The following is a 26,822-nucleotide window of genomic DNA, read 5'->3' as shown; positions in this document are numbered from 1 at the left end:
TTGTACAATGACTATACAAACCAAAAATCACGTTCTTTGGCCAAACTAACAGTAATAATACCAACTTTAAATGAGGAATCCAACATTCAACGAGCGTTGGATTCTGTTTTTTTTGCAGATGAGATAATCGTTATCGATTCGTTCAGTGCAGACCGGACCGTAGAAATTGTCCGGAACAATAATATTCGATTGATTCAACGGACTTTTGATGATTTTTCTTCACAGAAGAACTTCGCCATTCAACAAGCTTCCCATGATTGGGTTTTGTTGGTAGATGCCGATGAAGAGGTTACGCCTAGGTTGCAAAAGGAGATTCGTTCGACCCTAAGCAAGACTACAGAAATGGTCGCGTATACGTGCATTCGACGAAATTTTGTGCGCAAGAAAAAGTTAAAGTTTGGAGGGCATACGAATAAAATTATACGATTGATTAGAAAGGATCGTTGTACTTATCACGGTCTTGTGCACGAAAAAATCCATGCCGATGGACCCGTAGGAGCACTCAAAGGAGTTTTGAATCATTATACCTATAAAAGCTTTCCTCAGTTTAAAGATAAAATTGAACACTACGCGGTATTGAGAGCAAAAGAATTGATACAGAAAAAACCAGTTGTAGGTTTTTTTCATTTGTATATCAAGCCTTTAGCTAGGTTTTGTATTCATTATTTTCTTAAATTGGGCTTTCTCGATGGCAGAGAAGGTTTTGTTTTCTCGTACGCAATGGCCTATGGAGTGCAACAGCGTTTTAAAGAGTTGGAAGAATTAATAGCAACGAAGAATGAAAGTAGGATTTGACGCCAAAAGAATATTTCACAATACTACAGGCTTGGGGAACTACAGTAGAGATTTAGTATCGATACTCAGTAAGTTTAGTCCTGAAAATGAGTATGTGTTGTACAATCCCAAACCCAAAAAAGTAACTCGTTTACGCCTTAGGGATAATATGAAAGAGGTATTGCCCGAGGGGATAGTTTGGAAAAAGTTGTCTTCACTTTGGAGGCAGCGTGCTGTGAGCAAACAAATTAAGCGCGATGGAATAGCGCTGTACCACGGGTTGTCAGGAGAATTGCCGAGAGGGCTTGAAAATTCAACAGTGAAAACGGTCGTTACCATTCACGATCTCATTTTTATGAGATACCCAAAATTGTATTCTTTTTTTGATAGAAAAATACATTACTCCAAATTTTTGTATGCGGCAAGGACCGCTGATCGAGTGATAGCAATTAGTGAGCAGACGAAAAGAGATATTATGGCGTTTCTCAAAATTCCTGAAGAAAAGATTACGGTGATTTATCAGGGCTGTAATGAGGCCTTTAAGCAGGTGCGTGATGAAGCTGAAAAAGCAGCTTTGAGAGCGAAACTCAACTTGCCAGAAGCCTTTGTGTTGAATGTAGGGACTATTGAAGAGAGAAAGAATGCTTTGTCGGTGGTCAAGGCCATGAAAAATCAAGATATCCCCTTGGTCATCGTGGGGAAGAAAACGGATTACTATCAGCAAATAGCCGCCTATATTGGCAAAGAGGGAATGGAGGATCGCGTGCAGTTCTTAGAAGGATTGAGTTTGGATGAGCTAGCAACCTTGTATCAAATGGCTACTGTTTTTGTATATCCGAGTATTTTTGAAGGCTTTGGGATTCCTATTATTGAAGCTTTGTATTCTCAAACCCCTGTCATTACTAGCAACTCTGGAGTTTTTCCGGAGGCTGGAGGTCCTCACAGCGCCTATGTAGACCCATATGATAGCGAAGAATTAGCTAAAATGATAAAAAAATTAGTAGCTTCGCCGGCTGATAGAGCGGAGATGATCACAAAAGGAAGAGAATTTGTACAGAAATTCGACGATGCTGTGATTGCTAAGAATTTAAATCGTCTTTATGAAGAAATTAGCTAAAAAGAATATTATCGTAGATATTGAACGAATGAAGTATCCCAATACTGGATTACACAATTATTGTAAAAATCTGGCAGATTACTTGGTGGAAGATACTTCGTTTGATTATCATTTTTTTACGCATAAAAAAATTGACCTTGACGACAAGTTTAAAAGAATCAATAGGAAATTAATAGATAAGGTATTTTTAAAACCTGCAAAGAAGTTTTCCTTATGGCACGGAACGTATCAAACAACAAAATTTGTGCCTCAAAAAGCCATTAAGTTCGTTTTGACGATTCACGATTTGAACTTCTTGTACGAGGATAAAAGTGAAAGCAAACGTCAGAAATTAATAAAGCAAATTCAAAACAGAATTGACCGTGCCGATTATATAACCACCATTTCTACCTTTGTATTAGAAGATATAAAAAAGCATCTGAATTTAGAAGGAAAAAAAGTAAAGGTGGTGTACAATGGGGTTAATTTGGTGGAATACCCGGACTTCAATGAGCCTAAAATCCGTCCAGAAGGAGACTATTTGTTTACGATAGGAACGGTATTGCCTAAGAAAAATTTTCACGTTTTAATTCCGATGTTAAAAGCTAATCCGACGCTGAAATTATACATTGGAGGTATTCAACCGGATGAAAACTACAAGGCTAAAATAGTGTCATTGGCAGCGGAATACGGAGTAGCTGACCAATTGGTATTATTGGGTGCTATTTCTGAAGAAGAAAAATATTGGTATCTCAAAAATTGTAAGGCTTTCTTGTTTCCGTCTATTGCAGAAGGGTTCGGAATCCCAGTGATTGAGGCTATGCATTTGGGCAAACCAGTGTTTTTATCCACGCATACGAGTTTGCCTGAAATAGGAGGGGCACATGCGTATTATTTTGAAAACTTCGATCCAGATCATCTGAATGCTGTATTCAATCAAGGCATGAAGGACTTTGAAGACAATCAAAGAGCGGAATCATTGAAACAGTGGGCTGCGCAATTCTCATGGGAGAAAGCATCAAAAGAATACATAGAAATATACAAGGAACTCCTAGCGGAATAATGCTAGGAGTTTTTAATATGGTCTATAGCTTTGTTAAATTTTGCAAGTATGCTTGGCCAACTGTAATTGTTTTCTACATAGCTAATTCCGTTCGCGGCTAAGAGTTCGTAATCCAATGTAGAAAGGCTAATGACTTTTTCAATAGCTGCTGCAAAACCTTCGTAATTTTCGTACAAGAGGCCGGCTTTACTTTGTTCTATGTGATCTTTCAATACCTTACAATAACTATTTGCGATAACTAATTTCCCTTGTAGCATACTTTCTAATGTGACAAGTGATAAGCTTTCGTATTTTGAAGGTATAATGAGCCCTTTCGCGTTGTTGAGCAATGCGTATTTTTCTGCTTCACTGATAAATCCGGTAAACACGATATTTTCTGATGTAATTTGGGATTGGTAGTTTTCATTGTTACCAATGAGTACTAAGCTCAGATTTTCACGGCACAAGCGGTGGAAATATTCAATGAGTTCGCCACAGCCTTTATCATTATCAATACGACCGATATAAACAAAATAGTCACCAGATACCCATTGATTCGTTACTGGTTGTGTAGTGGGTAGCGTATACGGTTGAATTCCCATTCCTGCGATTGCCTGTTTTTTACAGGCATTTGGAAAGTTTTTTTCTATTAATTCGCGTTCTGCCAGCGTATTGTACATGATATACCTCGGTGTATCGAAAAGCTGTCGATATGCAGCTGTATACAGTAAGGGTTCGTCATGGGCAGTGGGCACAAATATACTTTTGTCTTTTACTAACGGTAACCCAAAAACAGTTGGGGCGTATAAATACGTGAAAAATATAAAGACGTCGTAGCCTGATTGTTGCTCTTTGAGATACTGCAATAAGCCTGGGCAGTAGGGGCCTTGTTCTTTTACAAATTGATGCCCTGTGGCTATGGGGACTTTAGTAACGGTGTTTTTTCGACCTAGCAGTTTGTCAATAAGCCTGGTTCTAAGCACCTTTCTTCTCAGTTTTCTGAACTTTTTTTGATTTTTCGGTAGTGCTGAAAACCGTTTTACTTGAACGCCATTGAGCAATTCTTCCTCTTGGTCATAGGCGTCAGTCCAACTGTGGTAATCTTTGGCTTTTGATGTGAGCACAGTAACGTCGTGTTCAACGGTCAGTTGCTCAGCTAGCATACGGGCGTGGTATTCGGCTCCGCCGTTAATTTCTAGCCCGTACCGCTGTATAATTATTGCTATCTTGGCCATGGTTACGATGGATTAAAAAACTGATCGAGTTTCTTAAAGACAATGCTTGCCTCTAAGGTTGCGTTAAAAAATTCATGTGCATAACGCTTATGTGTATTGTAAAATTCGTCACTGTCCAAAAGCTGAATAATATAAGACGCAAATTCCTTAGGGTCATCGGTGACTAAACAACCGTTATTAACCTTAGAGGAGAGCCCGTCAACCCCACGTTCATTACAAACAACAGGGATTCCAAAAGCCAATGATTCTACGACCTTTATTTTTAAACCTGTACCACTCAGCATTGGACAAAGAGTAACTTTTGATTTTCGATAAAAGTCATCCAAATTTTCTGCATAGGCAATTTTGGTAACATTAGGGTAGCTTCCTATTTGTTCTTGGATTTTTCCAACCACGGTAATGTTGATGTTTTCTGGTAATAAAGGGTGTACTTCTTTAAAAAACCAGTGTGCAGATTCTACGTTATGGGGGTTGTCACTAGCGACGTAAAACAAATCGATAGAAGTTTCTGGCAATCGTTGTTGGCTCCGGTCTTGAATTCCGTGAGGAATGGTAAGGATACTTTTGTTAGGTAAAAACTGACTGAAAACAAACTGTTCTTCAACAGAAATTGCCCAAATATGATCGAATTTTGCGAGCAAACGCATTTCAGTGGTGAACAAATTACCTAAATGTGGGGTATCGACAGTACCGTATTGACTAGTAAAAAAATCATGCGTGTCCACAATGGTAACTGCGTTTTTAAGAGCTTGTTTATTCTTGATGAGCGGAAAAGCATGTACGTATGAGATGACCACATAGTCGTAGGTGTTTTTCGCTAAAATTTTTGTAAAATACACCTCTTGATTGTGGTAAATCCACTGAAATTCACGAGGGTATTTGTTGATTTTATTGACAATGGAGGTACGGATTAAATAATTCAATCCTGAATTCTTGCGTTTCGGTAACAAATACGCATCTCTAACAAGTTCAGAATTCTGAATTTCTTCACGGTGTTTGTCAGTGAATTCGTTAGATTCAATCCCCACAAAATCAACAGTAAAACCACGTGAATTAAAATAGTGTAACAACGCGTGAGCTCGAGCATTGTTTCCTTGATTAACGACGAGCGGATTGTTAGGATAAAAAAATAGTATCTTTGCCATTAGGTACAATTTGAACTTCAAAATTATGGAAATTCTATTAGTTCAGAGGTTATTGTGCTACAAATGTTTTCGGTTATTAGTAACACCGTGTAAATAATCAATATACGATCTTATGGAAGCCCCTTTAGTGTCAATAATAGTTCCTGTCTACAATACAGAACCCTTTATTGAAGAAACTATTCAGAGTATTTTAGCACAAGATTACGATTCAATTGAACTCATACTAGTCAATGATGGAAGTACCGATAACAGCGGGGAGATTTGTGATTCCTACGCATCTAACTACAGCTCAATTCAGTATTGTGAGCAGGCAAATGCCGGAGTGTCAGTAGCTAGAAATAAAGGTCTAGATTTGGCTCGAGGAACCTTTGTTTATTTTATGGATGCCGACGATACAATTGACGTATCGTACATAAGAACATCGGTAGCCGCATTGCAAAGAGATAACGCAGAGATGGTACTTATAGGAACTGATTATTGTCATCGTTTACCCAATGTGATGGCTTTGCCTACCTGTGCCGCTATGTTTAGACGTGATTTTTTAATGAAGTATCCAAGGGTTCGTTTTCCAGAAGGAATTCAACCTTGTGAAGACGGTCTGTTCACACATAGACTGTTGGCATTGACAAATGGTTTGGCGGTAAATCGAGCGGGGAAGTACCACTATCGAAAGCACGATCAGCAAAATCATGTAAAAATTAATGCGAACTGTGAACGAGTATTGAATCAGATACCACGTTGGATTACAATTTTAACCGAGTTCTACGAACAGTATTCATTGCAAAAATCACATGCCTTGCATTTGGCTTTGTTTATGCAACACGAGCCGTTTGAGTTACGCTATCTTTCAATGCCACTGAATAGCGAACAAAAAGATAGGCTGTTGACATTAATTCAGAATTTTATGAATGAGCGTGTCGTGCAGTATCTTACAAAAGAAGACTACAACTTGTTAAGTTTGCCGTTTCAGCAGTTATTAAAAGCGGCTTCTTCACAAGAATTTGATACCTATTACCTCAAGGCTATGCAACGAAAGAAATTACTTTGGAAATTGACTAAGTTGATGCCTATCATGTACTTTAAACGAAGGTTTAGGAAAAACATAAATACGAAATACGGAATATGAAAATACTGATTGTTCAACATCGCAATTTTTTAAATGTATGCGGTGGAACTGAGAAAATTTGTTGTTTTATTGCAAATACCTTTGCGAAACAAAAACACGAAGTAACCATTGCGACCAATGAAGACGTAGTTGGGGAGCCCGTGTTTTTTTTGGAGCCCAACGTGCGTGTAGAAAACATTTACACCGATGGTTTGGGAGAACGACCAGTGCTGCCGTACTATAATTACAAAGGAAGTAATCCAATATTATGGTTGTATCATAAACTGAGAAAAAAGCGTGCGAAATTACATAATAAGCTGCTGTTTCGTAAAATGAAGGGCCCAGAAAATGTGTATTTACACAATGTAGGGGTTCGATCAAAACATTGGCATGAATATATTACGACGAGCAAGCCTGATCTTATCGTTACCATGTCAACCGCTTCGTTGGTGGAGATCACCTATTACAGACCCTTGGGAATTCCGATTGTTAATTCGGTTAATGGACGTCCTGATTACGATTATACGGATGTGCTAGGAGCACGTCCCGATTATGAAATGCGTTGTTTAGAAGCTTCCTATAAGCATTTGGCGGGAATTCAAGTGCTGTTTGAGAGTTACAAAGAGTTTTTACCTGAAAGCTTTGGAGGGATCGCCAAAGTGATTGCCAATCCGGTGCCTCAACAAACGGAGCAATCTAAGGTGAATAGCAAGTCGGGAAAACACGTAATTGCCCATGTTGGAACCTTATTTACAAGTTGTAAGCAACAACATAAAATTATTGAAATTTTTGAAAAATTAGGTCCTGAATTCCCACAATGGGAAGTTCACTTCTATGGAACAGGAGTGGATTTAGATGAACTGAAAAAAATGGTAAAACGAGCTAATTTGGAGCAACAAATCCATTTTAAAGGATTTACTGATCAACCTTTGGAAGTTATGCGAGCAGCCGATATTTTTGTGTTTCCAAGTAAATATGAGGGCTTCCCATTGGCGTTAACGGAAGCCATGGCTACTGGTTTACCAACGATTGGATATGCTTATTGTTCAGGAGTGAACGAATTGATAGCAGATGGTAAAACAGGGTTTTTAGTTGCTGATGATGCTGCTTTTGAGCAACGATTGCGAGAAATGATGTTAAAAGAAGCATTGAGAACAGCGCTAGGAAACAATGCTAAAAAAGCAATGGAGCAGTACAGTGCAGCCATCATAGAGGCCTCGTGGATTGATTTTGCTGAGGAGTTGACGCAGCTAAAAACTAAACAGGAAGGATAGTATTATCGTTGTGCAATTGTTAGTACATTTGCGCAGCCGAGACAGAATATATGGAAAACGACACACAGAAAATTTTGATTTGGAACACCTTTCCTCTGAAAGCGAGAAGTGGTGGACCAACGACCTATTTGTACAACCTCGAAAAGTCAGTAGCATTGAATGGATTGCAAGAGCGCATTCATTTCGCTCACGATTACGAGGTGTCAATACCGAAACAGAAATCAGCTCTTAGTTTATTTTTTAAAGAAAAGGTAAAACCAGGGATTCAATATTTTTTGAAAGACCTTACCAAGATCGATACTTTATTTCGTTGGTTGACCAATAAAAACGAGAAAGAGGCTCTCAAAAAAGAACAAGCGAATGCTGCATGGAAACAGGGCGTATTAGATATGTTATTTGTGGCAAAGGAAAGTGTGCCAGCACATATAGATTTAAATGCCTATGCTTACATCCATTTTCATTCTACATTTGAGTATTACGCTTGTAGAAATTTGCTTAAAGAATACCGTGGAGAAATCCTGTTAACCTCGCATGCTCCTAAAGCTGTGCACAAAGAGATTGTCGAAGATTGGTTTTACGGGCACACTATTACAGAGGAACAATTGGCTGCAATTATAGCCATTGATCACTTTGCGTTTGAAAATGCCGATCACGTAATTTTTCCATGCGATGAAGCACAAGAACCGTATTTCAATTCATGGGAGGCGTATAAATCATTGCCTTTTAAAAACGAGAGGAGAGAATTCTTAACCTGTACAGAGCCATCTGTATTTAAACGTTCTAAAAAAGAGATATTGTCGGAGTACAACATACCCGAGGATGCTTTTATCATTACCTATTTTGGACGACATAATGAAGTCAAGGGCTACGACTTGTTACGTGAATTAGGGAAGGAGCTTTTAGAAGCTTCTGAACAGGTTTATTTTTTGGTAGCAGGAAAGGAGGATCCTTTAGCAGGATTGTCACACAAACGCTGGATAGAAGTAGGATGGACAACGGATCCTCATTCATTAGTCAATGCGGCAGATTTGTTTATTTTACCCAATAGAGAAACGTATTTTGATTTGGCTTTATTAGAGGTACTATCTGTCGGGACGCGATGTCTGATTAGTGAAACTGGAGGAAATAGGTATTTCAAGAAATTGACAGCGGAAGAAACTTCCGGAATACATTACTTTAAAGCCAATGATGTAGCTGATTTAATAAAACAAACGAAGGCAATTATTGCAAATACACCGGAACAAAATGCAAATAAAGTGTTGTTTGATACTTATTTCCACAACGATGTCTTTGCGAAGAGTTATATAGAATTGATTAAAAAATTAAAAAGTGAATAATCCAGTAGAATACGATTATTTAATCGTAGGGGCCGGTCTTTACGGGAGTGTTTTTGCTCACGAAGCAACCAAAGCAGGGAAGCGTTGTTTGGTAATTGACAAACGTGACCACATAGGTGGAAATGTATACTGCGAAAACAATGATGGAATTAATGTGCACAAATATGGAGCACATATCTTTCATACGAATGATAAAACTATTTGGGACTATGTAAATCAGTTTGCTGAATTTAACAATTATGTAAATTCACCTGTGAGTATCTCAAAAGGAAAATTGTACAATCTCCCGTTTAATATGAATACTTTTAATCAGTTATGGGGTGTTATGACACCTGCTGAGGCGAAGGAAATTATTGATGAGCAAATTGCTACATACGGAGTAAAGCAGCCGAAGAACCTCGAAGAACAAGCGCTTTCTCTAATCGGTAAAGACGTTTATGAAACGCTTATAAAAGAATATACAGAAAAACAATGGGGGAGAAAGGCCACAGAACTTCCTGCCTTTATCATCAAGAGGTTGCCTGTGCGTTATACTTTTAATAACAATTACTTTAATGATAAATATCAAGGAATTCCTATTGGAGGATACAATAAGATTATTGAAGGATTGTTGGCAGGGGTAGATGTCAAACTCGGAATTGATTTTTTTGTAAACAAAGATGAACTAGAGGGCTTGGCTAAGAAGGTTGTGTTTACCGGTAAAATTGACGAGTATTTTGATTATGAATTGGGAGAATTGGAGTACAGGTCACTGCGATTTGAACACGAGACCTTAGCTACGGATAACTTCCAAGGTAATGCCGTGGTGAATTACAATGATTCAAAATATGCGTATACCAGAATTATAGAACACAAGCACTTTGAATTTGGGAAACAAAACCATACAGTAGTAACGCGGGAGTATCCCGAACAATGGAGTCGCGATAAGGAAGCGTATTACCCTATCAATGATGAAAAAAATGGTAGCCTTTACCAGGCGTATAAAAAATTGGCGATTGCCAAAGAACACGTTATTTTCGGAGGTCGTTTAGCAGAGTACCGTTATTACGACATGCACCAAGTAATAGGAGCTGCATTAGCAAAATCAAAAAAAGAATTGACCTAATGGATAAAGATGTTACAGAGATGCTAGCAAGCCTCCAGGCAGGAAAAACGGTGCTGTATCCAACAGACACTGTTTGGGGGTTGGGATGTGATGCTAAGAATAGCGAAGCAGTGAAGCGCATTTACCAGCTCAAGCAGCGCGAAGAATCGAAAAGCCTTATCATTTTAGTAGATGGGATTTCGATGTTGAAAGAATACATAGGGAAGTTACCAGAAAAGGCTCTGGATATTTTGGAAAAATCGGAAAAACCGACCACGATTATCTACGAAGATGCCAGAAATTTGGCACCAAATACCATTGCAGCAGATGGTACTATAGCCATCCGTATTGTTCAAAATGAGTTCTGTAAGAAGGTGATAGCTGCATTTGGTAGCCCAATAGTGTCTACCTCGGCAAATATCAGTGGGGAGCCAACAGCCAAGTCTTTTGCCGAAATTTCTTCGGCTATTGTAAATAATGTAGATTATGTGGTAACTTTGTACCGCGATGAAGTAGCAGAGAAATCGTCGACCATATTAAAACTGGCAGGCGAGGATGTGCTCGTGATAAGAGAATAAATTATGCAAGAAAATCTTTGTTATAAAGATGCTTTAACGGCGGATATCTTTACGTATATCAACAAAGCAACGGAAGCGTTACAGTTGGAGAGTTATGTAATTGGAGGATTCGTTCGAGATTATATTTTGAAAAGAGGTACGGCAAAGGACATCGATGTCGTTGCTGTAGGAAGTGGTATTGAATTGGCTGAAAAAGTAGCCGAATTGCTTCCGACGAAACCCAAAGTACAGGTGTTTAAAACCTACGGTACAGCCATGTTGCGCTATCGCGATATAGAGGTGGAGTTCGTGGGGGCACGCAAGGAATCGTATACAGAGGACAGCAGAAACCCGAAAGTAGCTACAGGGAGTTTACAAGACGATCAAAACAGGCGCGATTTTAGTATCAATGCCTTGGCGTTGAGTTTGAATTCCGAAAATTTTGGAGCTATCTTGGATCCGTTTAATGGATTACAGCACTTGGAGGAGAAGTTAATTCAGACTCCTTTAGACCCGGATATTACCTATTCTGATGATCCTTTGCGAATGATGCGTGCTATCCGTTTTGCTACACAATTAGATTTTACTATAGAAAAAGGCTCGTTGGAGGCTATTGCTAGAAATGCAGCGCGTATTGATATCATAACCAAAGAACGTATCGTTGTTGAATTGAATAAAATATTAGCAGCCCCCGTTCCTTCAAAAGGATTTTTACTACTCGAAAAAACAGGCTTGTTACCTCGAATTTTACCCGAATTAACGGCTTTAAAAGGAGTAGAAGAAGTAGAAGGGCAACGACATAAAGATAATTTTTATCACAGTTTAGAGGTGGTTGACAACATCTGTAAATACACCGATGATCTCTGGCTGCGCTGGGCAGCACTGTTGCACGATATCGGGAAAGCACCGACCAAGAAATACCATCCTAAAAATGGATGGACTTTTCATTCACATGAATTTGTCGGGTCTAAAATGGTGTACAAATTATTTAAGCGTTTGCGCATGCCGTTGAATGCAAAAATGAAGTTTGTGCAAAAAATGGTTTTGTTAAGTTCACGACCTATTGTGTTGGCTACTGAAGTAACTGACTCTGCCGTTAGGAGATTGGTTTTTGACGCGGGAGATGATGTCGATCATTTAATGACTTTATGTGAGGCAGATATCACGACAAAGAACCCTAAAAAGTTCAAACGTTACCACAAAAACTTTGAAATTGTCCGCAGCAAGATTAAAGAAGTTGAAGAACGTGATAGAGTTCGTAATTTTCAACCTCCAATAACGGGTGAAGAGATTATGAAGACCTTTGACTTAAAGCCTTGTCGTGAAATTGGACAGATAAAGGAGGCGATTAAAGAAGCGATTTTAGAAGGTAACATCCCTAATGAATACCAAGCGAGTTATGAGTTTATGCTCGAGAAAGGAAAGCAATTAGGATTGACGCCTATCGATAATTAATAAAAAAGCTCTTGAAACATCAAGAGCTTTTTTGTTGGGTTTTTTCAAAAAATCTATTTAATACTTGGATCGATAAAGTTTTTTCAGTTTCTGGGTTTAAAAATTGTCGGACCCATGCCTGGGCGTTTTCAATGATTTTAAGTGCTTTTTCTGGATTGTTGAGGTAGTAAGACCTCTTTTCCATTAAGTCTGAATAATCGTCTTTTATGTGCACGTAATGAACATCGGGTACAAGCAGACCTTCCATATACCAAGTTTCAAACTTAGGAGTAGGCATAAAGCAGAGGGAATTAGAGGCCATAATCCATTTGAGGTTGGTAGCAACATCAATACCTTCAATCGAAAGAATAAATTTAGATTGCAACTGTTCTTCTATGCTTAAATATGGTTTTTTCCAGGCATCTGGAACCCAATCGTGGTGGGTACTCACGTCACCGATATCACAGTGCGGGTGTGCGTGAAATTTTTCAACGAGCAGTCGTCGATTTTCCTTGTGGATCACACCTCTCCAAACCACTTTGTCATCCTTGTCTAAAAACGGGGTGTGGTCTTTTACAAAATGAAAATGTCTACGGCTGTCGAGCTTCATTAATACAGAATTTCCATTGTGATTAATAGGTCTACTTTTTACGAGAGTAGGCTCCTCAAAGTTTTCTGTTACATCACCGAATTTATAATTGATTTGATAGTGTTTTGGAAAGTACTTGGTATACTTCACCAAGTCAAAAAAATACATACTTCCGCGTTTTGGTCGTCGAAAATTGGAGAGCTTTTGCCAGTTTGGCGAAACCTTCGTCGCAGAAGGGCTTGCGTAGTATTGCAAGCGCTTCTGAACGTCGGGATGGTTGTTGGTCAACCAAAATTTTAACCTGGGCCTAAATAAAAAACCAGGTAATTTATACAGGGTAAAATGCGTGAGATAAAAAACGACTTTCGAACGTTTAATTTTTTGAAGCATTCCCATGGTTATTCTAAGGTTTGCATGGTTACTAACTTGTAGTATTCTCCTTTTTTCTGGAGTAATTCATCGTGTCGTCCTTGCTCTATAATTCGTCCTTTGCGCATGACCACGATGAGGTCGGCTTTTTGAATGGTGGAAAGTCTGTGGGCAATAATCAATGACGTTCTGTTCTCCAGCATTTTCTCCAAGGCCAATTGTACCAGTTGCTCAGATTCTGTGTCTAAGGCCGATGTAGCCTCGTCCAAAATCATAATAGGAGGGCTTTTGAGTACTGCACGCGCAATGGCGATTCGCTGTTGTTGTCCTCCAGACAAAGAGCTTCCACGATCACCGATAATGGTGTCAAAACCATTATCGAGTTCTGTAATAAACTCATAGGCGTTGGCAATTTTTGCAGCATGGACAATTTCTTCCTTAGTAGCATCGGGTTTACTCAAGGCAATGTTGTTGGCAACTGTATCGTTAAACAGGGTAGAGTTTTGGGTAACAACTCCCATTAACCCGCGAAGCGATTCCTTACTGATGTCTTTGATATCCTGTCCATCTACAGAAATACTTCCTTTGTTTACATCGTAAAAACGCGTTAACAAATTCGCTAGGGTAGACTTACCCGAACCTGATTGACCTACAAGCGCTACGGTTTTTCCTTTTGGAATATTTAGTGAGAAATCTTCTAAAACGTAATTTTCTCCATATTTGAATGAGATATTGGTAAAGGCAATTTCTTCTTTAAAGTCATTGATGATTACTGGATTGGTCTTTTCGGTAACTTCATTAGCCGTATCTAAAACAGTAAAAACACGTTCTGCTGCGGCATCTCCCATTTTTATATTGTTATTGGCTTTGGCAATAGCTTTTGCTGGGGTTAATACATTATAAGCCGTTGCTATAAAAGCGATAAAGGTTCCTCTGTTTAACACTTCTTCGATCAAAACCATTTTACCTCCATACCACAGCAAAGCAGCAATGGTAACGATTCCTAAAAACTCACTCATTGGGCTCGCTAGTACCTCACGGGTACTCATTTTATTTCCGAGGTGTTTTACTTCCTTACTCAAATTTGCAAAACGGCGTCCAAAACTGAATTCACCATTAAAGGCTTTGATAATTTTTAATCCCGAAATACTCTCTTCAATAAGACCCAATAACAATCCGTTTTTGTAGTAAATTTCTCCTGATTGCTGTTTGATTTTTTTACTGATTATGGATATAACCAATCCGGCAACAGGTAAAAAGGTGAACATAAACATAGAAAGTTTCCAGTTGGTATAAACCAGTACTGTCATCGTTAAAATCATGTTTAAAGGCTCTCTGATGAACGTGATTACCAAATTGAGGTAGGTTTCATTGATCACTCCTAAGTCACCAGTAGCTCTGTTCATTACATCTCCCTTCTTCATTTTTGAATAATATGAAAGGTGCATGCCAATCACTTTATTATACATCAACTTACGCATATCGTTAAGAACGCTGTTCTTTAAAAATACCATGGTGAGCTGTCCTAGGTAGCTAAAAAGATTCTTTAAAAGAAAGATGATGATAACTACGGAAATCACATAAAATAGGGTAGATTCAATCCCTAAATTTTCATTGGAGTAGGTAACGTAGTAATTGAGTAAATCGTTTAAATATTCTTTGTTGACAGACTCTGTAAAGCCTTTATATACGGGTTTTGTATAAACTTTTTCCGTGTCTTTAAATAAAATATTCAATGTAGGCATCAATACCACGTATGAAAGCGTGGTAAAGATTGCGTACAAAATATTTAAAATTATAGTTGCAACCCATAATTTTTTATAGGGTTTTGCATGTTGTAAAAATCGCTTAAAATAGCTCATTTATAATTCGTTGAATTTTAGCGTCTAGCACGGCTTCTACTGCATCAGCTTCTGATACGGATGCAAGCGGTGTTTTTACGCTGATATAAAATTTAATTTTAGGTTCGGTTCCACTTGGACGCGCAGCTACCTTACTACCGTCTTCCGTTTCGTAGATCAATACATTTGATTTCGGGATATCTAAAGGAGTCACTTCACCCGTCAATAGGTTTTTTTGCGTTGATGCTTGATAGTCTTTAAGGACTACTACCGACGAACCATCAATTTTTTCAAGTGGGTTGGTGCGCAATTGGTGCATCATGTTTTTTATTTGCTCCGCTCCGTCCATTCCTTTTTTTACCATCGCGATGAGGTGTTCCTTGTAAAAGTTATGGCGCGTGTACAATTGCAGTAAATCTTCGTAAAAAGAGCTTCCTGAGGCTTTTGCAGCACTGGCAATTTCACAAGCGAGCAGGGCAGAAGTAACCGCGTCTTTATCGCGGACAAAGTCACCTACCATATATCCAAAACTCTCTTCTCCACCTCCGATGAATTCTAACTCAGGGTGGTCTTTGATCATTTTGGCAATCCACTTAAATCCAGTGAGTCCGACTTTGGTTTCTACCTGATAGCTGTCTGCAATTTCATTTACGAGGTTGGTAGATACGATGGTTGAACCAATAAACTGTTTTCCGTTAAGTTTTCCTTCTTTTTTCCAGTAGTTAATCAAAAAATCCGTCATCAAACTCATCGTCTGATTTCCGTTGAGTAATTTGATTTTACCGTGATTGTCGCGAACGGCGATTCCAATTCTGTCAGAATCTGGATCGGTTCCAAGAACGATATCGGCATCGAGTTTTTCGGCTAATTCCACGGCCATTTGTAAGGCTTCAGGTTCTTCTGGATTAGGAGATGCCACGGTAGGAAAGCTTCCGTTTGGTTCAGCTTGTTCTTCAACAATGTGCACTTGTGTATATCCTGCGCGTTTGAGCACTTCAGGGATCAATTTAATAGATGTACCGTGTAGGGATGTAAATACAATTTTAAGATCTTCACGTCCTTTTACATCAAAAGTTCCACTTGCTAAAGAGGCCTTCCAAAATGCTTCGTCTACTTCAGTACCTAGTTTTTTTATCAAGGCAGGCTTGCTTTCGAAATTGATGTCTGCAAAATCGAGGGCGTTTACCTCGTCGATAATCCCTTTGTCTTGTGGAGGAACAATTTGTCCACCATCCGTCCAATACACCTTGTAACCGTTGTATTCAGGTGGGTTGTGTGAAGCCGTAAGTACGATTCCGACATCACAGCCTAAGTGATTTACTGAAAATGACAACTCAGGAGTAGGACGGAGGTCCTCAAAGAGTAATACTTCGATATCGTTTGCTGACAATACATCTGCGACTACTTGTGATAACCACTTACTATCGTGTCGACAGTCGTAACCGATGGCTACCTTTAATGCTTTATTCGGTTTTGTTTTGTGGAGGTAATTACACAACCCTTGGGTTGCTTTCCCGATGGTATATCGGTTAATTCTATTGGTCCCAGCACCCACAATGCCTCGCATTCCTCCAGTACCAAATTCTAGGTCCTTGTAAAAACGATCAGGTAAATCATCTGATTTAGCTGCGATTAAGGCTTTAATTTCTTCTTGTGTTTGGATATCAAAAGGTGCAGTCACCCATTGATCGGCTCTGGTGATAATATCTTCCATAATTAATTTTTAGTCGTTAAAAAAAATACAACGTTTATTCGGTTAAACGGCTTTTGATTTTGTAGTGTTTCTGATGCCCATTACTTTTGATAATAAGCTCCCCTAAAAATCCAGCCAAGAACAATAAGGTACCTAAGACCATAGCGGTAAGCGCGATATAAAACCAAGGATTACTAGTAATCAAAATGGTTTTTATATGGTTTGCTACCCGGTATAGTTTCATGGCACCAATATAAAAGGCCGAGAGGAATCCAAATAAAAACATAGCGGTTCCCCACAAACCAAAAAAATGCATTGGTCGTTTACCGAATTTAGACAAAAAAGAGATGGTAATCAAGTCTAAAAAGCCATTAATAAAACGATCGATACCAAATTTTGTTACACCGTATTTACGTGCCTGGTGTTGCACTACCTTTTCACCGATGGCATTGAAACCTTCGTTTTTGGCAAGTACGGGTATGTAACGATGCATTTCTCCGCTTACTTTTACCGTTTTTACCACTTCATTTTTATAAGCCTTTAGGCCACAATTGAAATCGTGTAACGACAGTCCTGAAGTTTTACGCGCGGCCCAATTGAATAATTTTGAGGGTATGTTTTTAGTGACAACGTTGTCGTAGCGTTTCTTTTTCCATCCTGAAATCAAATCGAACTGTTCTTCTGTAATAAGACGGTACAATTCCGGAATTTCATCTGGGCTGTCTTGCAAGTCCGCATCCATGGTAATGACAACAGCGCCTTGTGCAAGTTCGAAACCAGCATCCAAGGCTTGTGATTTTCCATAGTTTCGCTGGAATTGTATTCCCTTGACTTCTGGGTGGTTTTGATGGAGGGTCGTAATGATATCCCAAGAGGCATCGGTACTGCCATCATCAATAAATATTATTTCGTATAAAAACTGATTGGATTGCATCACGCGTGCAATCCAATCGTATAGTTCTTTTATAGATTCATCTTCGTTAAGAAGTGGTATAACTACCGATATATCCATATAAGTAAGTTCTGATTTAAAAAGTCAAAAATACTAGTCTTTTTATGACCGTACAACTTTTTGGTGCTAAAGTAATTCTAATACTCGTCTTCTTCTGTCTTTTTCTTAACTGCGGCAGTAATGGCAGCTACGACAAAACCTACGAACGTATAGAATAACAACCCTAAAGCATGACCGATAGGTGTTCCTTGGAATTTCTTTTGCATTTCCATTTGCGCGTCTATTTGTTCGTCTGAAAGTCCTGCCTCGACAAGTTGATTACGAGCCATTTCATTGGCCGTTTCAAAATACGTAGGTTCAATAACTTCCGTAAATAAGATGGTGTAGGCAATAGAAATGACCGTTCCTATCAATACCATCGCGATACCTGCTTTTACACCCTCTCCCCAGGTTAAATAGCCATTGTTGGCTTTTTTATAGGCACCAATTCCGACAATCGGGATACCAATTAACGATACGGCAACAGCAGCTAATACTATTAAACCTCCTGTTGTATCATAGGTCATTCCTAATGCGTAAATAAGTAGGTTGGTGAAAATGATAATCCCTGCGAAGATTAATCCAAATTTTAAAATCAAGTTTTTGCTGGTTGATTGATTTTCCATAGTTCTAGTATGAGTTTTTATGTTACAAATATATCTTTTTTGTTGCACATCTATAGTTTTGTTAATCTCGTCAAAAAAAAATAGGTCAACAAACTATTAGTATTCAAAAACTTAGAAATGTTACATTAATTTTCTGTAAATTTTCTTGTTTTAATCTAAAAAAAGAACGTACCTTTGCCCCGGCAAGTCCTACACAACTAGCTCCCTTTGAATCCCCCAGGGCGGGAACGCAGCAAGGGTATTAGGTTGTAGCAGTGTGATGTAGGTAGCTTGCCTTTTTTTATGCGCTAAAGTTACGTCTTCATCCGATATTTTTTTACCAGCTTACTTATTGATTAACAAAATTCTAAGTCCTAGTCTAGCTAGTTTTTTTCAGTTCGTTCACGATCTTGGCGTTCACTTCGCGGGTGATAGGAAGCAACGACCTCCTTTAAGTAGCTATTGTCTAAATGGACATAAATTTCAGTCGTTGTAATACTTTCATGACCTAAAATTTGTTGAATAATTCGCAAGTCTGCACCGTTTTGTAATAGGTAAGTGGCAAAAGAATGACGTAGGGTATGAGGCCCTATCTTCTTTTTTAAATTGATTTTTGTAGCGAGATCTTTTAAAATAATAAAAATCATTTGTCTGGTTAGGCGTTTTCCACGACGATTCAGGAAAACAGTGTCTTCATCAGCTGGGATAGCCTGTGTTTTACTGCGAATACTATCAATATAATAAAGTAACTGGTCAATAGTACTTTGATGAATAGGAACGATGCGGTATTTGTTACCCTTTCCTAAAATACGCAGGTAGCCTTGCTCTAAATGAAGGTCTGACAGTTGTAAATTGATCAATTCACTCACACGGAGTCCACAACCATAAATGGTTTCTATGATGGTTTTATTTCGTTCTCCTTGCGGATGACTGAGGTCTATGGCCGCGATAAGATCATCAATTTCACTATTTGATAAAGTATCGGGTAGGGTTCTGCCTATCTGTGGGCTTTCGAGTAAATCTGTAGGATTGTCTTCCCGATAGGAATCGTATACGAGAAAATCAAAGAAACTTCGTAAACTTGATATTAAACGAGCTTGGCTTCTCGGTTTTAATTCTTTTCCTACCTCATAAACGAAACCTTTTAAGGTGGCGGCATCGATGTTTTGAGGGCTTGGACGCACCGAGAGTAGTTCTAAAAAAAACACTAATTTTTTTAGGTCCTGCTGATAGCTCTCTACAGAATTATCTGCGAGGCCTCTTTCAATTCTTAAAAAGTTCTTAAAGTCTTGAATAGATTTTTGCCAACTCATAAAATAGTAAATTATTATATTTTTTTATGTTAAAAATTTGTTATTTAAAAAATAAACCTATTTTTGCACCTCAAACATAAAAAATTAACGTTTAAGATTATGAAAAAAGTATTAGTAGTTATTGCTATGTTAGCATTAGGATTTACTGCAAACGCACAAAAGAATGTAATTAAGGCAAACCCATTAGGATTAGCTTTCGGTGTTGGTGATTTCTCTTACGAAAGAGTTGTATCTGACAACCAAGCTTTCGAAATTGGTTTATCTTTTGCTTCTGCAAAGGTTACTTCAGGAAGTGAAGTAGTAAGCTCAAGTGCTATTGGGGGAGAAGGAAAGTATAAGTTTTATTTTTCTTCTGCAAAAGACGCTCCTAGAGGATGGTATGCTGCACCTTTCGTAAGCTATGCTGTTTCTTCTGCTAACAACTCTGCTGGGACTGACATCGGATTCTCGACTTTCTCAGGAGGTGCTTTAGCTGGATACCAATGGGTATTTGGTGGAGGAGACTCTGGATTTGCATTAGATTTAAACTTCGGAGCACAGTACATGTCTGTATCTGCTACTGAAAGTACTTCTGTAAACATCCAAGGATTTTTACCACGTTTAGGTCTTTCTATCGGTTACGCTTGGTAAGAATTGACAAAATAACAAATAAAAGAGATCGTTTAACGGTCTCTTTTTTTTTGCTCTAATTTCTTGTGAACTGAACAAAAATCATTTTACGTTTCATAAAAAAAACTGCTGGAAGGCTATTGGTCATTTTGATTTGACATTGGACGGATACCAAAAAAAAATTGCATGTTTCTGTATAATCTTCTAATTTTGGAATAAAAATGCAATTGAAAAATAATTATCCTAACAAAAAAGTTAGCTATTTAGCCGTTATTTTAAGTGTAATCAATATCGCTATTTTTGTATATCTAGCATTTGATGCTTATACTTTGTCACTCAAACAAATAATGTTGGTCATTGGGGCAATTACCTCTCTATATGCGATTAGCACCATCTCCTTTGCAGGGCTCAAGACGTCTTTAGCCTCTGAAGATCTTACAATTGCTCATAGATCTGGTTTGATTTCACTTGTAGCATTGATGTTTGTAAGCTTTCAAGTGTTAAGTAATCAAATTGTACCTCATTTAGGGATCCTGAGTGTTGTGGTATTTGGGAATGTGTTTTGTATGACTGTGATTGTGATGAAAATCTTTTCAAGAAGGGCAAATGGGTATACTAGCCATGAATTTTTAAAAAACACACAAAAACACCTTTTAAATATCTCAAAATTTTCGGTGTTGTGTATGGTGGTGAGTGCAGTTTTTAGTGTAATTAATCAGTTCGATTTGGCTCATATAGTGCTGAGTTTGGTTTTCGCACTTCCTTTGTTAGTGACTAATTATCTAAAACAAGCCAAAACAAAGAGTGTTTATCACGTAGTATTGATCTCGGTATTATCTGTTTTGCTAATTTATATTGGATTGGTCGTGTTTAGTAATGGAGTAACACCCATCGACTTTTCTTTTTACTTTATAAATGCACTATCATTACTAGTATTTAATGGCATATCGATACAATTAAACAAAACAGCGTAATAAGGTTATTATGTTCCAAGTTAATTGTATAACTCCTAAGATCTTATTTCATTCCGATACTTGTTGCTTATATAATTCAAAAAAAAGCCTTTTGAGTACATTGATCTCTACGAACCCATTAGAAATATGTGACATAGAATTCCAGTCATTAATCTCTGGTTTGTATTGAAGCTAGGATGTATTTCATGAAATCCAGGATGCATAGCCAGTTTGTTTTATGATTTTTTGCATGGTGTTTTTATCAAAATTTTTAGATTTACAACAGGTAACGAAGAGTATAAAACTAGATTTTATGTCGATTGACAGCCTCATTGAGACGATACTAATGTAGTATACTATATGATGAGTTCACCTTAAAACGAAACCTAAAAAAATGAGCTTTTGGAAAAATATATTTAGAGGTAAAAAAGACAAGTCTAAAGCGGCTTCACATTTTGATACCTATCGAAAAGAGCTAGATGCATTGAATCTAAATTCTATTTCAGATTTAGAAAATTTAGTAAAGGAATTAATCAGACCAACGAGTAAACTAGAAATTCAACCTGCTTCAAGACCTCCAGAAAATTCGCAATTGTCATCTCATTTTGGAGGAAATCCTTATTTTGAAAAAGGAGAAGAGTGGCCAAAAGATAACAACGGAAAACATTTAGATTTTATTTTCCAGGTATTCAATGCTCCTGAGTTGGAGCTCCCTAAAAGCATAGCCTTAGTACAGTTTTTCTACAGTTGGGAGGAGTTTCCTTGGGAAACTCATGATAGTGGTTGGTTTGTAAAAATATACAAAGAAACTGAGATTAAAAATGTTGAATTTATTGCTAAGCCATCGGAAGTAGAAAAATCAAAATATTGTGAAATACTGTGTACCCCAACCCTAAGTTTACCGGACTGGGAAGGGATTTATTTAATAGACAATAGGGCATCTAAGTTATCGTGTGTCTTAGATGAAGATAAGCCATGGGACAGTTATGATAAAATGGTAACCAAGCTTATTGGGACACAGGAGTATCAAAGTCAACTTGGTGGCTATCCGAAATGGGTACAAGGAGAATCAACCCCGCAGGACAGCGAAGGGAACCCAATGAAACTCTTGTTTCAGATTGATTCTGAAGATAATGCGGGGCTAATGTGGGGTGATGTTGGTTTAATCTATGTTTTCTACGATGAAAAATCAGAGCGTATCGAATTTAGTTTGCAGTGTCACTAAACTTTGAGTTTTTTCTGTCAAAGGAAGTGCTCAAGAAGCCTAAACTAAATAACAACCACTGAAATTGTCTTTGCGAAAACGCAAAAAAGTGCTATTCCAAAACCAATAGGAATTGTAAATGATTTCGGACGAATTTATACGGAATCACAACGAATTGAATTATTGAAAATTCTACGTGACTACAAAAGTCAAACGACAAGACAAATTGTGGTAGTTACCATTGATAGCATAAAGCCCTATACGGACATCCAAAAATTCGTAAGGGCGTTGGAACTGCGGAAAATAATGGATTGGCCAAAGTTGTTTGTAAACCTTGCCTACAAATCGCAATTGCAACGGGATATGGAACAGAATTAATTTTGACGGATGAAATTTGCAAAAAAGTATTTGAAGAAAAAATAGTTCCTGAATTTAAAAAAGGAAATTTTTATGACGGAATTAAAAATGCTGTGTTGGCCTTAATAGAAAAGTAGAAATAGCTGCTGTCGCAATAGCAAATGTGACGTATGAGTAGCGCTGGTCTGCTCGGCATAACTGAGCTGCTCTCACTAGATGGGTCAGATAAGAATAAGGCAATTTAGAGTGAAAAATTGTTAGTTCATCCAGCGTTTTTGTTCCGTATTACTCTTTGAATTCCGTTTGAGTGAGTACATGCAAAACAGATCAATTTTTATAAACCAATTTAAAATCCACTTATTTTTTAAGTCTCTCTTCTGGTTTTCTTGTGAGAACAAAATACAAAACATATAACCAGCTAAAGATTCCGTGTAAAACGGCCAATAAAACAGATTTGTTCCTTTCCCAAGAAACTACGATGGCTAAAACACTTCCTAATCCAATACCATTTCTTATTGCTGTGTTTTTTACTCCATCGTTTCCTGTTTGTTGACTAAAACATTCTAAAGAGAGTAAAAGTATAAAAATTAAAGTCAGTTTTATTTTTGTCATATATTTTTTCAATTTTGAGTGCGTTCCGTCAATGAATGCCAACGGTTTGACTGTGCAACATAGTGCGTGAAAAGATACGAACTTTTCGGGGAAACAGCCCTGATTTTTTTATAGGTTGTTTTTAGCTATTGTTAGGCAAGTAGTTATTTTATCGTTTTTAAATATTCTTTTTTGTAGTAGTCTAATTTTTCTTTTCTCATTCTGAATGTATTATTTACGGACGCTAGTTGTTTTTTTGATAGGTTTAATTTTGGGTAATCTTTAATATTAGATGGAGGCAATTCATTATTTATATTTCCAATAAAATTAATGACATAATCAGATAGCATGAAAGCAGTTCCACCATAGCTAAATGAATAATGAACAAAGGTTAAAGTGTCATTTAGAGATTTAGTAATCAAATCAAACTTATGGTCAAATTTTTCATCTCGTAAAAGTCCCTCATATGCTATAGCTTTAACAGTTCCACTCGGGTATTCTATTAGTTTTAAAAACTCTTCTTTATTTGCATTCTTTAAAATCCAATGTTGCCTGTGCCATTGGTTTGGTGTTCTTCCAGAATATCCTACCGCATTGGATGTAATTTCTCCATATTCATCCAATGACTTTATTGAATCTTTTATTTCAGGTCTAATACCTTTCCAGTTAAAGTTCCATTTTGGGGAGTAGGAACAAGAAAGAAAATATAAAACTCCGATAATAAGTATTGTTAGGATTGGAAGAAATATTTTGAATTCTTTGTTAAGCAATTTTTTGAGTTTTACAGGTTGTGATGAAACCGTTTTGTGTGTCGAACCTAGCGTATTTAACAGAGCCAATTTCTAGATCAACACTTAGCTACGTTTTTTTATCTTTTTTTTCAAAAACCAAGCCAAAAATTCGGCGGACTTGCTCAGCTGTGCAGTGAGTTTTCGGTTAAGTACTAATTAGCTCTGTTTTGTACGCTGGGTTGTGGTGTCGTTTATGATTCTTTATCTCGAACCGCCTCTCTCGTTTTTATAGGAGTCTCCTGTTAATCTGCTCGAAATGCTTCTCTTAACTCCTTTTCTTAAATACAGGCTATATCTCAAAGAACTCTTTACTCCGATTGGTCTTCAAATCAATATAAGTCGTCATCCTCGTTAACTCTTGAGAGTACTACAAAAAGAACGATTGCTTTATTGTTCGTCCATTCGATGTTTATTTTTTTGTTAGCCATTTTTTATTTCTTTCCACAATTCCCTCATATATGGCGTTACTTTCCAACAGTCGGAAAGATTTTCGCCAAAGCAGCTCCAATAAAATAGTGTGTATTCGTGAACCACAAAGTCCTTTATGATTCTCGATTTTAAGCGTTTCCAGTTTTTATCAAAGTCATTTTTATCTTCTATATCAGTCAATGCTTGGATTAGCATTTCCATCAAACTAAACTTTTTGTCTTCTTCTGTCTGCTCGTCATAATGTTGAAAGTAGTTTTCTATTTCTTTTGAATCTGCAATTTCATACGGCCAATCTTGCATCCAATCAGCATAGGGATATGCATAGGTAGCAACCAGTTCTTTAATTGCTTTTCCATTTCCACATCTGAATTTTGGTTCTTCTATTTTCATTTTCTTAATGTACCACAACGGTGAGTATAGGAAAGGTAGCGAGCTTTGCCACGAGCTTTTCGGCTTATTACGGACGATAAATTTACAGAAATTACTATGGTAAAAACACCTAAACTGCTATTTTGATACACCTTGTTATGTGCAGGCATTTTTTTGCTCGTGTTCTAAAAGCCACTTTTTCCGTTCTAATCCTCCTCCGTAGCCTGTCAGTTTTCCGTTTTTACCAATTACTCTGTGACAAGGAATAATAATTGAAATTCGATTAAACCCGTTCGCAGAGGCAACAGCTCTCACTGCTTTAGGATTATTGATGGCTTCGGCTTGTTGCTGATATGTTGATGTTTTTCCGAATGCTATTTTTCGTAAATGATCCCAAACTAAATTCTGAAAATCTGTTCCAGGTGTTTCGAGTTTTACATCAAATGACTTTCTAGTTCCATCAAAATATTCGGCGATTTCTTTTTTAGCTTGTTTGATGTGTTTGTTTTCTCCTCCAATAATATTGGCGTTCAAATGTTTCTGTAACTCTTTAAATTCGGTTTCGAGCATTTTGCGATCAACAAATTCCATTAAACAGACTCCGTTTTCAGTTGCGCAAACAAACATGGGACCTAATGGTGTTGTTAATCGGCTGATTAATATTATGTTTTTGGTAGTGCTATTCGTTGGCGAATTCCCAATTACTTTTTTGAATGTATAACCAAATCCGCTTAAGGATTCGTAACCAGAATCAAAGGCCGTTTTTGTAGCGTTTTTTCCATTTTTTAATTCTTGAAAAGCGACGTTAATACGATACATTCTTTGATAGGTTTGAAAAGTCATACCGTAATTTTTGTTAAACCACCTTCGTACCATTTCAGGACTAATATTCTTTTGACGAAGTTGCTCATCTGTAATTTTCGATTTAGGGTTTTTCTTAATCAGTTGAATTGCGGTTTGAACTTGTTCCGGTGCTTCGTTGGCATTTTCAGTAGGTTTACAAACTTTACACGGTCTGTAACCATTGTTTAAAGCCGCTTTAAATGTGGTGAAAAATTCAACATTTTCTTTTTTGGGTTTTCTTGCTCTACAAGTCGAAATGCAAAATACAGCAGTCGTTTTTACACCGACAAAAAAGATGCCTACAAAGTTTTGTTTACGTTCCAATAGGGCCTCATAGTAAGTATCTATTGTTTTAGCTTCTGTAATTCGCATTAAAAAATCGATTTAAATGAATTTTGGTTTAAAATTGCTTCTGTTTTACGTTTGAATTGACCGTACATTTTATCAAATATAAAATTGCCCATACTAATCCGTTTTATTCCCAAGTTTTTAAGTGTTTCAAAATCAGGAAGCCTAGGTGTACACATTACATTAATTGGTAATCGGGTGTAATTTACAATTTCTTCAATGTCCGAAATCTGCTCAATGCAAGGAACGAAAATTCCATTTGCTCCAGCGTTTTCATACAATTTGATTCTTTTTTTGGTTTCCTCAATTGTATTGGGAACATCTAATAAAAAAGTGTCCGTTCTTACGTTTATGAAGATATCTATTTTTTCTTTCTGAAGATTTTCAATTACTTCAGAAATTGTCTGGGCAAATTTTTCTGCTGCTAGCAAGGTTCTTCTTTTATCTACAATACTATCTTCAATATTGATTCCAACAACGCCAAAATCTGACAGTTTCATAATATTGTTAAAAATTTCTTCAACGTTTCGACTGTAGCCTGATTCCAGATCAACGGACAAAGGCAAATTAGAATTTTTCGAAATTCGTTTTACCATATATTCTAATTCCGAAAAGGTCATTTCTTCACCGTCCTTGTAGCCAAGCAGAGAAGCAATTGCCGAACTCGATGTTCCGATTGCTTGAAAGTTTAATTCTTCTGCAATTCTTGCACTTGGTACATCCCAAACATTGGCAATTAACAAAGGTTTGTTTTGGTTGTGTAAATCTTTAAATTTCATCTTTTAATTCTTTTGAGCAAAGAACCGATGATGAACTTTATTTGGCAACCGAAAATTGGACGAGT

At 37.4% G+C, this 26,822-nt stretch carries 25 protein-coding genes, 1 other RNA gene and 1 pseudogene; 14 read left to right on the top strand and 13 right to left on the bottom strand.

Translation table 11 applies throughout. The annotated features are described in order from the left end of the window. Window positions 1-36: 36 nt before the first annotated feature. The 3 genes from ACXAG7_RS02205 to ACXAG7_RS02195 are packed head-to-tail and all read left to right on the top strand — an operon-like array spanning window position 37 to window position 2,933. Window positions 37-795: a glycosyltransferase family 2 protein gene (locus tag ACXAG7_RS02205; RefSeq protein WP_408043892.1), complete on the top strand. Its 759-nt coding sequence runs from the start codon at window positions 37-39 to the stop codon at window positions 793-795. Continuing rightward, entirely contained in the window at window positions 779-1,891 is a 1,113-nt protein-coding gene (locus ACXAG7_RS02200) for a glycosyltransferase family 4 protein (protein ID WP_476665811.1), read from the top strand. Before ACXAG7_RS02205 ends, ACXAG7_RS02200 begins: the two co-directional genes overlap by 17 nt. Continuing rightward, complete coding sequence (locus ACXAG7_RS02195) at window positions 1,875-2,933, top strand: glycosyltransferase family 4 protein (RefSeq protein WP_476665810.1); 1,059 nt, start codon at window positions 1,875-1,877, stop codon at window positions 2,931-2,933. The genes ACXAG7_RS02200 and ACXAG7_RS02195 overlap by 17 nt, the downstream gene beginning before the upstream one ends. A gap of 2 nt (window positions 2,934-2,935) precedes the next feature. On the opposite strand, the gene ACXAG7_RS02190 is transcribed toward ACXAG7_RS02195, so the two are convergent. Both ACXAG7_RS02190 and ACXAG7_RS02185 read right to left on the bottom strand, forming a co-directional pair. After that, window positions 2,936-4,147 carry a glycosyltransferase family 4 protein gene (locus ACXAG7_RS02190; RefSeq protein WP_476665809.1) on the bottom strand — a complete coding sequence of 404 codons (1,212 nt, stop codon included), beginning with the start codon at window positions 4,145-4,147 and terminating at the stop codon, window positions 2,936-2,938. A 2-nt stretch (window positions 4,148-4,149) separates the two neighbouring features. Continuing rightward, complete coding sequence (locus ACXAG7_RS02185) at window positions 4,150-5,292, bottom strand: glycosyltransferase (protein ID WP_408043888.1); 1,143 nt, start codon at window positions 5,290-5,292, stop codon at window positions 4,150-4,152. Window positions 5,293-5,404: 112 nt separating this feature from the next. On the opposite strand from ACXAG7_RS02185, the gene ACXAG7_RS02180 reads away from it, so the two are divergent. From ACXAG7_RS02180 to ACXAG7_RS02155, 6 genes are read left to right on the top strand one after another with little or no spacing between them, the layout of a single operon-like run. Beyond that, window positions 5,405-6,418, top strand: a complete 1,014-nt coding sequence (locus ACXAG7_RS02180) for a glycosyltransferase family 2 protein (RefSeq protein WP_476665808.1) — start codon at window positions 5,405-5,407, stop codon at window positions 6,416-6,418. After that, window positions 6,415-7,671: a glycosyltransferase gene (locus ACXAG7_RS02175; RefSeq protein WP_476665807.1), complete on the top strand. Its 1,257-nt coding sequence runs from the start codon at window positions 6,415-6,417 to the stop codon at window positions 7,669-7,671. The genes ACXAG7_RS02180 and ACXAG7_RS02175 overlap by 4 nt, the downstream gene beginning before the upstream one ends. Window positions 7,672-7,721: 50 nt before the next feature. Then, window positions 7,722-9,008 carry a glycosyltransferase family 4 protein gene (locus tag ACXAG7_RS02170; RefSeq protein WP_476665806.1) on the top strand — a complete coding sequence of 429 codons (1,287 nt, stop codon included), beginning with the start codon at window positions 7,722-7,724 and terminating at the stop codon, window positions 9,006-9,008. Then, entirely contained in the window at window positions 9,001-10,113 is a 1,113-nt protein-coding gene (glf, locus tag ACXAG7_RS02165) for a UDP-galactopyranose mutase (protein ID WP_476665805.1), read from the top strand. Before ACXAG7_RS02170 ends, glf begins: the two co-directional genes overlap by 8 nt. Further along, on the top strand, window positions 10,113-10,670 hold the full coding sequence (locus tag ACXAG7_RS02160; RefSeq protein ID WP_408043883.1) for an L-threonylcarbamoyladenylate synthase: 558 nt from the start codon (window positions 10,113-10,115) through the stop codon (window positions 10,668-10,670). The genes glf and ACXAG7_RS02160 overlap by 1 nt, the downstream gene beginning before the upstream one ends. Window positions 10,671-10,673: 3 nt before the next feature. Continuing rightward, the gene (locus ACXAG7_RS02155; RefSeq protein WP_476665804.1) at window positions 10,674-12,104 is read left to right on the top strand and encodes a CCA tRNA nucleotidyltransferase; all 1,431 of its coding nucleotides are present in this window, start codon (window positions 10,674-10,676) and stop codon (window positions 12,102-12,104) included. Between the two features lie 19 nt (window positions 12,105-12,123). On the opposite strand, the gene ACXAG7_RS02150 is transcribed toward ACXAG7_RS02155, so the two are convergent. The 5 genes from ACXAG7_RS02150 to ACXAG7_RS02130 form a co-directional block, all read right to left on the bottom strand. Further along, window positions 12,124-13,068 (bottom strand): glycosyl transferase family 90, encoded by a 945-nt coding sequence (locus ACXAG7_RS02150; RefSeq protein ID WP_476665803.1) that lies wholly within the window; start codon window positions 13,066-13,068, stop codon window positions 12,124-12,126. Window positions 13,069-13,070: 2 nt separating this feature from the next. Then, window positions 13,071-14,903 (bottom strand): ABC transporter ATP-binding protein, encoded by a 1,833-nt coding sequence (locus tag ACXAG7_RS02145; RefSeq protein ID WP_476665802.1) that lies wholly within the window; start codon window positions 14,901-14,903, stop codon window positions 13,071-13,073. Then, window positions 14,890-16,596, bottom strand: a complete 1,707-nt coding sequence (locus ACXAG7_RS02140; protein WP_408043879.1) for a phospho-sugar mutase — start codon at window positions 16,594-16,596, stop codon at window positions 14,890-14,892. Before ACXAG7_RS02140 ends, ACXAG7_RS02145 begins: the two co-directional genes overlap by 14 nt. Before the next feature lie 34 nt (window positions 16,597-16,630). Then, window positions 16,631-17,587 carry a glycosyltransferase family 2 protein gene (locus tag ACXAG7_RS02135; protein ID WP_408043878.1) on the bottom strand — a complete coding sequence of 319 codons (957 nt, stop codon included), beginning with the start codon at window positions 17,585-17,587 and terminating at the stop codon, window positions 16,631-16,633. Between the two features lie 77 nt (window positions 17,588-17,664). Beyond that, window positions 17,665-18,192, bottom strand: coding sequence for a DUF4199 domain-containing protein (locus tag ACXAG7_RS02130; RefSeq protein ID WP_408043877.1), 528 nt, complete (start codon window positions 18,190-18,192; stop codon window positions 17,665-17,667). 180 nt (window positions 18,193-18,372) lie between these two features. Here ACXAG7_RS02130 and ffs point away from each other — a divergent pair. Beyond that, an RNA gene (gene ffs, locus ACXAG7_RS02125) (signal recognition particle sRNA small type) lies at window positions 18,373-18,471 on the top strand. Between the two features lie 83 nt (window positions 18,472-18,554). Here the strand turns inward: ffs and ACXAG7_RS02120 are convergent. Beyond that, window positions 18,555-19,484 carry a site-specific tyrosine recombinase gene (locus ACXAG7_RS02120; RefSeq protein WP_408043876.1) on the bottom strand — a complete coding sequence of 310 codons (930 nt, stop codon included), beginning with the start codon at window positions 19,482-19,484 and terminating at the stop codon, window positions 18,555-18,557. A 99-nt stretch (window positions 19,485-19,583) separates the two neighbouring features. On the opposite strand from ACXAG7_RS02120, the gene ACXAG7_RS02115 reads away from it, so the two are divergent. The 4 genes and pseudogenes from ACXAG7_RS02115 (at window position 19,584) to ACXAG7_RS02100 (ending at window position 22,744) form a co-directional block, all read left to right on the top strand. After that, window positions 19,584-20,114 (top strand): DUF3575 domain-containing protein, encoded by a 531-nt coding sequence (locus ACXAG7_RS02115; protein ID WP_408043875.1) that lies wholly within the window; start codon window positions 19,584-19,586, stop codon window positions 20,112-20,114. Between the two features lie 200 nt (window positions 20,115-20,314). Continuing rightward, window positions 20,315-21,067 carry a hypothetical protein gene (locus ACXAG7_RS02110; protein ID WP_476665801.1) on the top strand — a complete coding sequence of 251 codons (753 nt, stop codon included), beginning with the start codon at window positions 20,315-20,317 and terminating at the stop codon, window positions 21,065-21,067. A 373-nt stretch (window positions 21,068-21,440) separates the two neighbouring features. Continuing rightward, window positions 21,441-22,271, top strand: a complete 831-nt coding sequence (locus tag ACXAG7_RS02105) for a DUF1963 domain-containing protein (RefSeq protein ID WP_476665800.1) — start codon at window positions 21,441-21,443, stop codon at window positions 22,269-22,271. A 162-nt stretch (window positions 22,272-22,433) separates the two neighbouring features. Further along, window positions 22,434-22,744, top strand: a pseudogene (locus ACXAG7_RS02100) (TPM domain-containing protein). A 220-nt stretch (window positions 22,745-22,964) separates the two neighbouring features. On the opposite strand, the gene ACXAG7_RS02095 reads toward ACXAG7_RS02100, so the two are convergent. From ACXAG7_RS02095 to ACXAG7_RS02075, 5 genes are all read right to left on the bottom strand, one after another. After that, window positions 22,965-23,219 (bottom strand): hypothetical protein, encoded by a 255-nt coding sequence (locus ACXAG7_RS02095; RefSeq protein ID WP_476665799.1) that lies wholly within the window; start codon window positions 23,217-23,219, stop codon window positions 22,965-22,967. Between the two features lie 143 nt (window positions 23,220-23,362). After that, window positions 23,363-23,968 (bottom strand): hypothetical protein, encoded by a 606-nt coding sequence (locus tag ACXAG7_RS02090; protein WP_476665798.1) that lies wholly within the window; start codon window positions 23,966-23,968, stop codon window positions 23,363-23,365. A gap of 441 nt (window positions 23,969-24,409) precedes the next feature. Further along, complete coding sequence (locus ACXAG7_RS02085) at window positions 24,410-24,808, bottom strand: hypothetical protein (protein WP_408043869.1); 399 nt, start codon at window positions 24,806-24,808, stop codon at window positions 24,410-24,412. Between the two features lie 135 nt (window positions 24,809-24,943). Next, the gene (locus ACXAG7_RS02080) at window positions 24,944-26,002 is read right to left on the bottom strand and encodes a bifunctional transcriptional activator/DNA repair enzyme AdaA (protein ID WP_476665797.1); all 1,059 of its coding nucleotides are present in this window, start codon (window positions 26,000-26,002) and stop codon (window positions 24,944-24,946) included. Beyond that, window positions 26,002-26,757, bottom strand: coding sequence for an isocitrate lyase/PEP mutase family protein (locus tag ACXAG7_RS02075; RefSeq protein WP_476665796.1), 756 nt, complete (start codon window positions 26,755-26,757; stop codon window positions 26,002-26,004). The genes ACXAG7_RS02080 and ACXAG7_RS02075 overlap by 1 nt, the downstream gene beginning before the upstream one ends. Between the last annotated feature and the right edge of the window lie 65 nt (window positions 26,758-26,822).

This window comes from Tenacibaculum sp. AWR4_210, assembly GCF_056160945.1.
Note: the sequence above shows the minus strand (reverse complement) of the source record. Positions and strands in the feature narration are given on the sequence as shown.